This window comes from Aquincola sp. J276 (assembly GCF_024700035.1).
GTDB classification, from domain to species: Bacteria; Pseudomonadota; Gammaproteobacteria; order Burkholderiales; family Burkholderiaceae_C; genus Aquincola; species Aquincola tertiaricarbonis.
Map to the genome: position 1 here is coordinate 2,715,653 of NZ_JAJONC010000001.1, position 11,813 is coordinate 2,727,465.

The 11,813-nt window shown below is 70.2% G+C and carries 15 protein-coding genes; 11 read left to right on the top strand and 4 right to left on the bottom strand.

What is annotated here, in order from left to right; genetic code table 11:
• The first annotated feature begins 40 nt into the window (after window positions 1-40).
• Both LRS14_RS12435 and arfB read left to right on the top strand, forming a co-directional pair.
• Complete coding sequence (locus LRS14_RS12435) at window positions 41-538, top strand: acyl-CoA thioesterase (protein WP_046113074.1); 498 nt, start codon at window positions 41-43, stop codon at window positions 536-538.
• Window positions 539-548: 10 nt separating this feature from the next.
• Entirely contained in the window at window positions 549-956 is a 408-nt protein-coding gene (gene arfB, locus LRS14_RS12440) for an alternative ribosome rescue aminoacyl-tRNA hydrolase ArfB (protein WP_046113073.1), read from the top strand.
• Between the two features lie 3 nt (window positions 957-959).
• Here arfB and LRS14_RS12445 read toward each other — a convergent pair whose 3' ends face one another.
• A complete protein-coding gene (locus LRS14_RS12445; protein ID WP_046113072.1) occupies window positions 960-1,586 on the bottom strand; it encodes a LysE family transporter in 627 nt (208 codons plus the stop codon).
• A gap of 59 nt (window positions 1,587-1,645) precedes the next feature.
• Between LRS14_RS12445 and radA the strand changes: the two genes are divergently transcribed.
• The 5 genes from radA to LRS14_RS12470 are packed head-to-tail and all read left to right on the top strand — an operon-like array spanning window position 1,646 to window position 5,511.
• Window positions 1,646-3,013: a DNA repair protein RadA gene (gene radA / locus LRS14_RS12450; RefSeq protein WP_046113071.1), complete on the top strand. Its 1,368-nt coding sequence runs from the start codon at window positions 1,646-1,648 to the stop codon at window positions 3,011-3,013.
• A 22-nt stretch (window positions 3,014-3,035) separates the two neighbouring features.
• On the top strand, window positions 3,036-3,851 hold the full coding sequence (locus LRS14_RS12455; protein ID WP_257799730.1) for a metallophosphoesterase: 816 nt from the start codon (window positions 3,036-3,038) through the stop codon (window positions 3,849-3,851).
• Window positions 3,852-3,869: 18 nt separating this feature from the next.
• The gene (locus tag LRS14_RS12460; RefSeq protein ID WP_046113069.1) at window positions 3,870-4,283 is read left to right on the top strand and encodes a hypothetical protein; all 414 of its coding nucleotides are present in this window, start codon (window positions 3,870-3,872) and stop codon (window positions 4,281-4,283) included.
• A gap of 53 nt (window positions 4,284-4,336) precedes the next feature.
• Window positions 4,337-5,263: a branched-chain amino acid transaminase gene (locus LRS14_RS12465; RefSeq protein WP_257799731.1), complete on the top strand. Its 927-nt coding sequence runs from the start codon at window positions 4,337-4,339 to the stop codon at window positions 5,261-5,263.
• A 29-nt stretch (window positions 5,264-5,292) separates the two neighbouring features.
• The gene (locus LRS14_RS12470; RefSeq protein WP_046113067.1) at window positions 5,293-5,511 is read left to right on the top strand and encodes a zinc-finger domain-containing protein; all 219 of its coding nucleotides are present in this window, start codon (window positions 5,293-5,295) and stop codon (window positions 5,509-5,511) included.
• 62 nt (window positions 5,512-5,573) lie between these two features.
• On the opposite strand, the gene LRS14_RS12475 is transcribed toward LRS14_RS12470, so the two are convergent.
• The gene (locus tag LRS14_RS12475) at window positions 5,574-6,278 is read right to left on the bottom strand and encodes an anti-sigma factor domain-containing protein (protein WP_257799732.1); all 705 of its coding nucleotides are present in this window, start codon (window positions 6,276-6,278) and stop codon (window positions 5,574-5,576) included.
• A gap of 5 nt (window positions 6,279-6,283) precedes the next feature.
• Window positions 6,284-6,925 (bottom strand): sigma-70 family RNA polymerase sigma factor, encoded by a 642-nt coding sequence (locus LRS14_RS12480; protein WP_046113065.1) that lies wholly within the window; start codon window positions 6,923-6,925, stop codon window positions 6,284-6,286.
• A gap of 26 nt (window positions 6,926-6,951) precedes the next feature.
• Between LRS14_RS12480 and purU the strand changes: the two genes are divergently transcribed.
• The 4 genes from purU to LRS14_RS12500 are packed head-to-tail and all read left to right on the top strand — an operon-like array spanning window position 6,952 to window position 9,862.
• A complete protein-coding gene (purU, locus tag LRS14_RS12485) occupies window positions 6,952-7,836 on the top strand; it encodes a formyltetrahydrofolate deformylase (protein ID WP_257799733.1) in 885 nt (294 codons plus the stop codon).
• 13 nt (window positions 7,837-7,849) lie between these two features.
• The gene (locus tag LRS14_RS12490) at window positions 7,850-8,299 is read left to right on the top strand and encodes a nuclear transport factor 2 family protein (RefSeq protein ID WP_046113063.1); all 450 of its coding nucleotides are present in this window, start codon (window positions 7,850-7,852) and stop codon (window positions 8,297-8,299) included.
• A gap of 34 nt (window positions 8,300-8,333) precedes the next feature.
• Entirely contained in the window at window positions 8,334-9,305 is a 972-nt protein-coding gene (locus LRS14_RS12495) for a YheT family hydrolase (protein ID WP_046113062.1), read from the top strand.
• Between the two features lie 14 nt (window positions 9,306-9,319).
• Window positions 9,320-9,862: a DUF2946 family protein gene (locus LRS14_RS12500; RefSeq protein WP_046113061.1), complete on the top strand. Its 543-nt coding sequence runs from the start codon at window positions 9,320-9,322 to the stop codon at window positions 9,860-9,862.
• A gap of 36 nt (window positions 9,863-9,898) precedes the next feature.
• Here the strand turns inward: LRS14_RS12500 and LRS14_RS12505 are convergent, their stop codons facing one another.
• Window positions 9,899-11,773, bottom strand: coding sequence for a phosphoenolpyruvate carboxykinase (GTP) (locus tag LRS14_RS12505; protein ID WP_257799734.1), 1,875 nt, complete (start codon window positions 11,771-11,773; stop codon window positions 9,899-9,901).
• Window positions 11,774-11,813 lie beyond the last annotated feature (40 nt).

Below are 11,813 nucleotides of genomic sequence, written 5' to 3' on the forward strand. Positions count from 1 at the left end.
CGGACAATGCAGGCCCACCTCTGCGCTTGAAGGACACGCCATGGACCTGCCGGCCCACCAGCTCACGATGACGGTGCTGATGACACCCGACACCGCCAACTTCGCCGGCAACGTGCATGGCGGCAGCATCCTGAAGCTGCTGGACCAGGTGGCCTACGCCTGCGCCAGCCGCTATGCCACGCGCTACGTCGTCACGCTCAGCGTCGACCAGGTCAACTTCCGCCAGCCGATCCACGTCGGTGAGCTGGTCACCTTCCTGGCCAGCGTGAACTACACCGGCACCTCGTCGATGGAGGTGGGCATCAAGGTGATCGCGGAGGACATCCGCTCGCAGGTGGTGCGCCACGTCAACAGCTGCTTCTTCACGATGGTGGCGGTGGACGACGAGCGCAAGCCGGTGTCCGTGCCGCCGCTGCGCCCCTTCTCGCCCGAAGAGAAGCGGCGCCATGCCGCCGCCCAGGTGCGCCGCCAGCTGCGCAAGGAAATGGAGCAGCGCCAGGGCGAGCTGCTGGCCAGCCACGGCTCGGTGCAGCCCTGATGCAGGCGGCATGACCAGGCCGCCGATCGTCGATCCGCACGAGGTCACCTGGACGGCGATACGGGCCCAGGGCGCCGGTGGCCAGAACGTCAACAAGGTGTCCAACGCCATCCACCTGCGCTACGACGTGCGCGCCTCCTCGCTGCCCGACGAGGTGAAGCAGCGGCTGCTGGCCCTGCACGACAGCCGGTTGACGCAGGAAGGCGTGGTGGTCATCAAGGCGCAGGCCCACCGCAGCCTGGAGATGAACCGTGCCGAGGCCATCGAGCGGCTGCAGGCCCTGGTGGACAGCGTGGCCACGGTGCCGCGCACGCGCCGGCCCACCAAGCCCACGCGGGGTTCTCAGCTGCGCCGGCTGGAAGGCAAGAAGCGCGATTCGGCCGTCAAGGCCGGCCGCCGCGGTGGCGGCTTCGACTGAACCTCACCCCACGCGCTTGAAGGTGGCCAGCACCGCCGCCGCGGCCATGAACAGCCCGCCGAAGCTGCGGTTCATCCAGCCCACCTGACGCGGCGAGCGCAGCAGGCCCAGCACCCGCGCGGCCAGCGTCATGTAGCCGGTCATCACCACCATCTCGGTGAAGCACAGCGTGGCCGTGATCACCAGGTATTGCAGCGCCAGCGGCTGGCCGAGGTCGAGGAACTGCGGCACCACCGCCAGCATGAAGACCGTGCCCTTGGGATTGAGCGCGTTGATCATCCAGCCGCGCAGCAGCAGGCCACGTTGTTCGTCGGGTGCGTCGGCGGTGGCCTGCCCCATCGGCACGGCCGGCGCACGCCACTGCTGCAGCCCCAGCCAGGCCAGGTAGGCCACGCCCAGCCACTTCACCACCGTGAACGCGGTGGCCGACGCGACGATCAACGCGCCCAGCCCCAGCGCCACCACCGCCATCTGCGTGCTGATGCCCAGCGCCAGGCCCGGCATGAGCCGCCAGCCGCCACGCAGGCCATGCCGCGAGCCGGTGCTCATCGCCGCGATGGCCGCGGTGCCGGGCGACAGGCTGATGGCGAAGGCGGCGACGAGGAAGGTGAGCCAGACGGAGAGCGCCATGACGGGCATCCAGGAAACGTGAGGGCCGGCGAGTGTGCCCGAGCCCGACAATCGACGCCATGGCCAAGGACAAGTCGATCTTCACCTGCCGCGAATGCGGCGGCACCAGCCCCAAGTGGCTGGGCAAGTGCCCGCACTGCGGCGCCTGGAACACGCTCGAGGAAACCGCCGCCGAGCCCGCGGCCGGCGCCGGCAAGAACCGCTTCCAGTCGCTGGCGCGCAGCCAGCCGGTGGCCACGCTGGCCGACATCGACGCGGCCGACGTAGCGCGCACGCCCACCGGCCAGGAAGAGCTGGACCGCGTGCTGGGCGGCGGCATCGTGGCCGGCGGCGTGGTGCTGATCGGCGGCGACCCCGGCATCGGCAAGAGCACGCTGCTGCTGCAGGCGGTGGATGCGCTGTCGACGCAGATGAAGGTGCTGTACGTCACCGGCGAGGAAAGCGGCGCACAGATCGCGCTGCGGGCGCGCCGGCTGGGGCTGGAAGGCAAGCAGGTGCGGGTGGTGGCCGAGATCCAGCTCGAGCGCATCCTGGCCACCATCGACGCCGAGCAGCCGGCCTTCTGCGTGATCGACTCGATCCAGACGCTGTACTCCGACCAGCTCACCTCCGCGCCCGGTTCGGTGGCGCAGGTGCGCGAGTGCGCGGCGCAGCTCACCCGCACCGCCAAGACCGGCGGCTGCACCATCGTGCTGGTGGGCCACGTCACCAAGGAAGGCGCGCTGGCCGGCCCGCGGGTGCTGGAGCACATCGTCGACACGGTGCTGTACTTCGAGGGCGACACGCACAGCAGCTTCCGGCTGGTGCGCGCCATCAAGAACCGCTTCGGCGCGGTCAACGAGATCGGCGTGTTCGCGATGACCGAGCGTGGCCTGAAGGGCGTGACCAACCCCAGCGCCATCTTTTTGTCGACCCACGGCGACCCGGTGCCCGGCGCCTGCGTGCTGGTGACGCTGGAAGGCACGCGGCCGATGCTGGTGGAGATCCAGGCGCTGGTGGACAGCGGCGGGCCCAGCCCGCGGCGGCTGTCGGTCGGCCTGGACCGCGACCGGCTGGCGATGCTGCTGGCCGTGCTGCACCGGCATGCCGGCGTGGCCTGCGCCGACCAGGACGTGTTCGTCAATGCGGTGGGCGGCGTGCGCATCAGCGAGCCGGCGGCCGACCTGGCGGTGCTGCTCGCCATCCAGAGCAGCCTGCGCGGCAAGCCGCTGCCGCGCGGCTTCATCGCTTTCGGCGAAGTGGGCCTGGCCGGCGAGGTGCGCCCGGCGCCGCGCGGCCAGGAGCGGCTGAAGGAAGCGGCCAAGCTGGGCTTCAGCGTGGCCGTGGTGCCCAAGGCCAATGCGCCGAAGAAGCCGGTCGAGGGCCTGACCATCCATGCGGTCGAGCGCATCGAGGAAGCGATCGACGTGGTGCGCGGCCTGACCTGATCCATCGCCTGGAGTACCCGCCATGCGCGTCGCCCTCGTGTCCGACATCCACGGCAACCTGCCCGCGCTGGAAGCGGTGATCGGCGAGATCGCCGAGGCCGGCGTGCAGCAGGTGGTGAACCTGGGCGACATCGTCTCCGGGCCGCTGTGGCCGCGGGAGACGGCGCGACGCCTGATGGCGCTGGGCTGGCCCACCATCGCCGGCAATCATGAGCGGCAGCTGCTGACGCAGGCGCCAGCCCGCATGGGCGCCAGCGATGCCTTCGCCGCCGCGGCGCTGGGCGACGCCGAGCGGGCCTGGCTGGCCGCGCTGCCGCCCTCGTTGACGCTGCCGCTGCCGCAAGGCGGCCCGCTGTGCTGCACGCATGGCGCGCCGGGCAACGACCTGCAGTACCTGCTCGAAACCACCACGCCCGGACTGGGCGAGCAGGGTCATGGCGGCATCCGTGCCGCCACGCCGGACGAGATCGCCGCCCGCCTGGGCATGCTGCAGGCGCCGCTGCTGGCCTGCGGCCACAGCCACGTGCAGCGGGTGGTCTCCCACGGCGACAGCCTGCTGGTCAACCCAGGCAGCGTGGGCCTGCAGGCGTACGACGACCTTCACCCGCCCGGCAGCGGGCGCGACTCGCACTGGGTCGAGAATGGCAGTCCGCATGCACGATGGGCGCTGCTGGCGCACGGCACCGCGGGCTGGCGGGTCGAGTTGCACCACACGCCTTACGACCACGAAGCGGCGGCCCGGCGCGCTGAAGCCGGCGGCCGTCCGGACTGGGCCGATGCCTTGCGCAGCGGCCGCGTCGGCCGCACGGAAGCAAGCCTCGCCCGAACCGACAACTGAAGCAGGAAGACGACGACGATGGACCCGAGAATCGGATGGCCGCTGGCCGCGGTGGCGATCGCCCTGGGCTGGTGGCTGTGGGGCTGGCAGGGCCTGGCCCTGGGCGGCACGATGGTGTCGTTCTGGCTGGTGATGCAGTTCACCCGCGCCATGAAGGTGATGCGCGTGGCCGGCCAGTCGCCCATGGGCCACATCAAGAGCGCCTTGATGCTCAGCACCAAGCTGCAGGCCGGCATGCGCATGCTGGACGTGGTGGTGATGACCAAAAGCCTGGGCGAGCGGATCAGCGACACGCCCGAGGTCTGGCGCTGGGCCGACAGCGGCGGCGACGCCATCGACCTGCAGTTCGACGCCAAGGGCCGCCTGGAGCGCTGGACGCTGCAGCGCGGCCCCTCGGAGATTGCGGCCGACGCGAACACGGCCGCGCTTTAAAATCCCGCGCTTTGCGGCCGCCGGCGTGCCGCGTCTTCGTATAAAGGTGTCCCATGTCCTCCATGCACGACCGCGACGGCAAGATCTGGATCGACGGTGAACTCGTCGATTGGCGCGACGCCAAGATCCACGTGCTCACGCACACGCTGCACTACGGCTGCGGCGCCTTCGAGGGCGTGCGGGCCTACAACGCGCAAGGCGGCACCGCCATCTTCCGGCTGCGGGAGCACACCGAGCGGCTGTTCAACAGCGCCAAGATCCTGCGCATGAAGATCCCCTTCACCTTCGAGCAGGTGTGCGAGGCGCAGCTCGAGGTGGTGCGCGTGAACAAGCTGGAGAGCTGCTACCTGCGGCCGCTGACCTGGATCGGCTCGGAGAAGCTGGGCGTCAGCCCCAAGGGCAACACCATCCACCTGATGGTGGCGGCCTGGCCGTGGGGCGCCTACCTGGGCGAGGAAGGCCTGAAGCGTGGCATCCGCGTCAAGACCAGCAGCTACACCCGCCACCACGTCAACATCACGATGACGCAGGCCAAGGCGGTGAGCAACTACAGCAACTCCATCCTGGCCAACATGGAGGCCACCGAGGACGGGTACGACGAGGCGCTGCTGCTCGACGCTTCCGGCTTCGTCTCCGAAGGCGCGGGCGAGAACATCTTCGTCATCAAGAACGGCGTGGTGTACACGCCCGACCTGTCGGCCGGCGCGCTCAACGGCATCACCCGCAACACCATCTTCTCGATCTGCCAGGACCTGGGCCTGAAGCTGGTGGAAAAGCGCATCACGCGCGACGAGGTGTACATCGCCGACGAGGCCTTCTTCACCGGCACCGCCGCGGAAGTGACGCCCATCCGCGAGCTGGACCGCATCGAGATCGGCATCGGCAGCCGCGGCCCCCTCACCGAGAAGATCCAGTCGGCCTTCTTCGACATCGTCAACGGCCGCAACCCGAAGTACGCCGAGTGGCTGACCAAGGTCTGACCACCCACCCGCCCCGTCAGGAGAATCCCGTGAGCCAAAGCGCTGCCGCTTCCGCCCCCGCTGCCGTCGAAGTCACCGCCCACGATGTGCAGGGCCCCGGCGTGGTGTTCTGCCCCAACCCGAAGATGAAGCTGTGGAGCGGCCATCCCCGCGTGTTCATCGACGTGGCCACCACCGGCGAAGGCAAGTGCCCGTACTGCGGCACCGTCTACAAGCTGGCCCCGGGTACCGTGCTGCACGGGCACTGAGCCGGCTCCACCACCTGTCTAGACAAGGCCCGCATCACGCGGGCCTTTTTCATGGGCGCTGGCTACAGCTGCAGCCGGCCCGCGTACAGCACCGGCCCCGTGGGCGCGCCGGTCGGCGAGCCGCCCGGCGGCTCCAGGCTCACGGCCAGCGCCGAGGTGCCGCCCTTGAGCAGCGTGTCGGGCAGCCGGCCGCGCGGCACCACCGTGGCGCCGTCCGCGCGGATCAGGCCCAGCGAGCGGGGTGCGCCCTCCGGCGGCACCGACCACAGCTCCAGCGCCCGGTCGGCCTGCAGGTCCACCGGCAACAGTGCCCGGGTGACCAGCGAACGCCCGTCACCGCTGACGCTTGCCACGAAGGTGTTGACGCCTTGCGCCGGGCCGCCGGTGCCCTGCAGCACCACGATCACCGGCGGCGGCGTGGCTGCCGGCAGCGCCAGCAGCACGGCCAGCGCCACCGTGGCCACGGCGCCGGCGGCGCTCAATGCCCGCCAGGGTGCAAGGCGGCGCCACCAGGGCTGCGGCGCCTGGGCGGCATCCGCCGGGAACAGGCGGCGCTCGATGGCCTGCCACACCGAATCGGGCGGCTGCTGCGGCTCCACCACCGCCGTCAGCGGCATCAGCCGGTCGCTCCAGGCCTTCACGGCCTCGCGCAGCGCCGGATGGCCGGGCAGCAGCGCCTCGAAACGGCGGCGCGCCGCGCCGCGCAGGGTGCCGGCCACGTATTGGGCGCCGAGGGCGTCGGCGCGTTCGGGTTTGCCGTAGTCCATGGCCTTCAGGCCCTTTCCGCGCCGGCGTCACGCCGTACGGCGCGTTCCAGGCAGCTCTTCAAGGAGGCCAGCGCCCGCCGCACCCATGACTTCACGGTGCCCAGCGGCTGCGCCAGGTGTTCGGCCACTTCGGCATGGCTCATGCCGTCGAAGAAAGCCAGCGCCACGCTCTGCCGCTGCGAGGGACTCAGGTGCTCCATGCAGGCCGAGAGCTGTCGCGCCTCGCTGGCGCGACCCAGCAGTTCGGCCGGGCCGGGCGCCTCGTCCGGCAGTGCGTCGGCGGGGTCGTTGGGGTCGTCGTCGTCATCGGACGGCGTGCGCGGCCGGGCCACCACCACCTGTGCCTGCGCGCGGCGCAGGCTGTCGATGGCACGGTGGCGGGCCACGCTGGTCAGCCAGGTGAGCGGCTGGCTCTGCGCGGCATCGAAACCCGCGGCCGCGCGCCACACGTTGACGTACACCTCCTGCAGCAGTTCCTCCGCCAGCGCGCGGTCGCGCTGGATGCGCAGGATGACGCCGAACAGATGCGCGCTGCTCAGCTGGTACAGCCGGGCAAACGCCTGCCGGTCACCCAGGCCGGTGCGCGACAGCAAATGCGACAGCTCCCGGCTGCGCTCGCTCCAGTCCTGCTGGGCAGTTTTCGACACACGCGACTCCTACAATCTGCGACACCATGCCGCGCCAAGATCAGTTTGTCCTCACCCTTTCCTGCCGCGACACCAAGGGCATTGTCCATGCGGTGTCCGGCCTGCTCTACCAGGCGGGCTGCAACATCATCGACTCGCAGCAGTTCGGCGACCTGGCTGGCGAGGACGCCACCGGCCTGTTCTTCATGCGGGTGCACTTCGAGGCGCCGCCGCACCTGGCCGACGTGGCCACGCTCGACAGGCTCCTGCAGCATGTACGCGGCCAGTTCCAGATGGATGCACGGCTGCATGCGCTGGGCCAGCGCTCCCGCGTGCTGCTGATGGTGAGCAAGCAGGGCCACTGCCTGAACGACCTGATGTTCCGCTGGAAGAGCGGCCAGCTCGACGTCGACATCACGGCCATCGTCTCCAACCACCCCGACTTTGCGGAGCTGGCCGCCAGCTACGGCGTGCCCTTCCACCACCTGCCGCTGCCACCGGGCAGCGATGCTGCCGCCAAGCGCGCGCAGGAGCAGCAGATCGAGGCGTTGATCGACAAGGAGCGCGTGGACCTGGTGGTGCTGGCGCGCTACATGCAGATCCTCAGCCCCGAGTTCTGCGGCGTGCTGGCCGGCCGCGCCATCAACATCCACCACAGCTTCCTGCCCAGCTTCAAGGGCGCCAAGCCGTACTTCCAGGCGCATGCGCGCGGCGTGAAGCTGATCGGGGCGACCGCCCACTACGTCACGGCCGACCTGGACGAAGGCCCGATCATCGAGCAGGACGTGGAGCGGGTGGACCATTCGCTGTCCGCCGAGGACCTCACCGCCGTCGGCCGCGACGTGGAATGCGTGGTGCTGGCGCGCGCAGTGCGCTGGCACATCGAGCACCGGGTGATGCCCAACGGTCACAAGACCGTGGTGTTCCGCTGAAGCCCACGACGCGATGGTCAAGCCCAAGGCACCCGCCGCCGTGCTGCTGGCATCGGCCGACGACACCGAGGCCCAGTTCTACGAAGCGCTGCAGCAGGGCGACATCGAGCGGCTGATGGCGCTGTGGAGCGACGACGACGAGATCGTCTGCGTGCATCCCGGCGGCCTGCGCGTGATGGGCGCGGCCGCGATCCGCGCTTCGTTCGAAGCCATCTTCGCCAACGGCACGCTGCCGGTGCAGCCGGCCCGCGTGCGCCGGCTGGAAGGGCCGGGCTGCGCGGTGCACAGCGTCCTGGAACGCATCGACGCCACCACCGCCGAGGGCACGCAGACGGCCTGGGTGATGGCCACCAACGTGTACCTGAAGACCGCGCTGGGCTGGCGGCTGGCGGCCCACCATGCCAGCGCCGGCCTGCCGCACGACACGCCCGAGCAGCACGACAACCCGACCACGCTGCACTGAAACCGCCCGCCTGCCGGGCGCCGACGACGACACGATGCACGACTACCGCGCCCCCCGCTGGCTGGTTGGCGGCAATGCGCAGACGATCCTGCCCGCCCTGGTGGGCAAGCGCTTCGAAGGGCCGGCGCCGCACTACACCCGCGAGCGCTGGACCACACCCGACGGCGACTTCATCGACGTCGATTTCCAGCCGGCGCCGCAGCCCGGCGCGGGCTGGCTGGTGCTGTTCCATGGGCTGGAAGGAACCTCCCGCAGCCACTATGCGGAAGCCTTCGCACATGTGGCGCGGCGGGCCGGGCTGTCCTTCGCGGTGCCGCATTTCCGCGGCTGCTCGGGTGAGATCAACCTGGCGCCGCGTGCCTACCACTCGGGCGATTACGAGGAAGTGGGCTGGATCCTGCAGCGCCTGCGCGAGCGGGCCGGCGCGCCGCTGCTGGCGGCCGGCGTGTCGCTGGGCGGCAATGCCTTGCTGCGCTGGGCGGAGGAAGCCGGCGCCAGCGCGGCGGCCACCGTGCGCGCCGTTGCCGCCGTGTCGGCACCGCTGGACCTGGCGGCCGGCGGCCATGCCATCGGCCGCGGCTTCAACCGGCTGGTCTACACCCGCATGTTCCTGCAGACGATGAAGCCCAAGGCGCTGGCCAAGCTGGCACAGCACCCCGGCCTGTTCGACCGCGAGCGCTTGCTGGCGGCCACCGACCTGTACGGCTTCGACGACGTGTTCACCGCGCCGCTGCATGGCTTCCGGGGCGTGCAGGACTACTGGACGCGTGCCTCCGCCAAGCCGCACCTGGCGCGGATCCAGGTGCCGGCGCTGGTGGTCAATGCGCTGAACGATCCCTTCGTGCCCGCCGCCAGCCTGCCGCGGCCGCACCAGGTAGGCCGCCACGTGACGCTATGGCAGCCGGCGCATGGCGGGCATGTGGGCTTTCCGGGTGGCGGGCTCCTGCGCGGCCATGTGATGACCCTGCCGCAAGCGGTGCTCGGCTGGCTGCGCCAGCACGTCTAGGGCAGCATGCGGCGATGGATGACATCGTCAAGCAAGCACTGAAGAAGTGGCCCAACGTGCCCAACTGCCATGGCTGGCTGGGCCTGGATGCCCGCGGCCACTGGTACCTGCGGGATGACGCGACACAGGCGGCCGGCCCGTTCCCGCAGGCCAAGGGCAGCCTGCTGGAACACGAGAAGCTGCTGGCCTTCATCGGCCGCAACTACGAGCACGACGCGGAGGGCTGCTGGTTCTTCCAGAACGGTCCGCAGCGGGTGTATGTGGAGCTGGAAGCCGCGCCGTGGACCTGGCGCCTGCAGCCCGACGGCACGCTGCTGAGCCACACCGGCCGACCGGCGCGCTTCGCCAGCGCCTGGCTGGACGACGGCGGCCGGCTGTTCGCCGACACCGACCTGGGCTTCGGCCTGCTGCACAGCCTGGACGTGGAGGCCGCTTCCGGCCTGGTGGAAAGCGGCGCGTGGGCGGTCAGCGAACTTCCCTGGGCGGAGATGCCGCCGCGCTTCGGCTTCGTGCCCAGCCCGCAGGCCGCACAGACGAAAAAGCCCGGCGCGGGCTGAACCCGGCCGGGCTGGTCGCGCAGCGCGCGGGGGCCGTCAGGCGGCCAGGCGCTCTTCCAGGCGGCGCTTGGTATCGGTCAGCTCGCCGGGCAGGTGGTAGGCCAGCTTGTCGAACAGCTCGGCATGCAGGGCCAGTTCCTGCTGCCAGGCATGGGTGTCGATGCCGATCACGCTCTGGTACTGCGCGGGCGTGAAAGCCAGGCCGTTCCAGCTCAGGTCCTCGTACCGCGGGCTGATGCCGAACACATGCTCCTCGCCCTGCGCCTGGCCGTCCACGCGCTCGAGGATCCACTTCAGCACGCGCATGTTCTCGCCGTAGCCCGGCCACACGAACTTGCCGTCCGCGCCCTTGCGGAACCAGTTGACGCAGAAGATGCCCGGCAGCTTGGCGCCCGAGCCCTGCAGCTTGGCGCCCAGGTCCAGCCAGTGCTGGAAGTAGTCGCTCATGTTGTAGCCCATGAACGGCAGCATCGCGAACGGGTCCCGGCGCACCACGCCCTGCTGGCCGGCGGCCGCTGCGGTGGTTTCCGAGCCCATGGTGGCGGCCATGTACACGCCGTCGACCCAGCTGCGGGCTTCGGTCACCAGCGGCACGGTGGTGGAGCGGCGGCCGCCGAAGATGAAGGCGTCGATGGCCACGCCGGCGGGGTTGTCCCATTCCGAATCGAGCACGGGGTTGTTGGTGGCGGCCACGGTGAAGCGGGCATTCGGGTGCGCGGCGGGGCGCAGCTTGCCGTCGGCCTGCTTGGCGGCTTCCGGCGTCCAGTCCTTGCCCTGCCAGTCGATCAGGTGCGCCGGCGGCGTGTCGGTCATGCCTTCCCACCACACGTCGCCGTCGTCGGTCAGCGCCACGTTGGTGAAGATGACGTCACGCTTCAGCGACGCCATGCAGTTCGGGTTGGTCAGGTCGTTGGTGCCCGGGGCCACGCCGAAGTAGCCGGCTTCCGGGTTGATGGCGTACAGGCGGCCGTCGGCCCCCGGCTTGATCCACGCGATGTCGTCGCCGATGGTGGTGACCTTCCAGCCCTCGAAGCCGGCCGGCGGGATCAGCATTGCGAAGTTGGTCTTGCCGCAGGCACTGGGGAAGGCGGCGGCCACGTGGCGCTTGACGCCTTGCGGGTTGGTCACGCCCAGCACCAGCATGTGCTCGGCCAGCCAGCCTTCGTCGCGGCCCATCTTGGAGGCGATGCGCAGCGCGAAGCACTTCTTGCCGAGCAGCGCGTTGCCGCCGTAGCCCGAGCCGTAGCTCCAGATCTCGCGCGTCTCGGGGTAGTGGACGATGTACTTGGTGGGGTTGCAGGGCCAGGCCACGTCCTTCTGGCCGGCTTCCAGCGGTGCGCCGACGGTGTGCACGCAGGGCACGTATTCGCCGTCGGTGCCCAGCACGTCCAGCACCGCGCGGCCCATGCGGGTCATCAGGCGCATGTTGACGGCCACGTAGGGGCTGTCGCTCAGTTCGACGCCGATGTGGGCGATGGGCGAGCCCAGCGGGCCCATCGAGAACGGCACCACGTACAGCGTGCGGCCCTTCATCGCGCCCTTGAACAACGCCTGGTCGCCGGTCTGCAGCAGCGTGCGCATCTCGGTCGGGTCGGTCCAGTTGTTGGTGGGGCCGGCCTCTTCCTTGTTTTGGCTGCAGATGTAGGTGCGGTCTTCCACGCGGGCCACGTCGCCCGGGTCGCTCCAGGCGAGGTAGCTGTTGGGGCGCAGCTCCGGGTTGAGCTTGCGGAAGGTGCCCGCGGCCACGAGCTGGGCGCACAGGCGGTCGTACTCTTCTTCCGAGCCGTCGCACCAGTAGATGTCGGCGGCCTGCGTCAGCGCGGCGATGTCGGCCACCCAGGCAACGAGCCGGTCATGCTTGACCCAGGCGGGCACATTGAGGCGCAGGCCTCCCAGGACGGGACTGTTCATTGGCTACTCCAATCGTCGGATTACAAATACGGGATAGGGC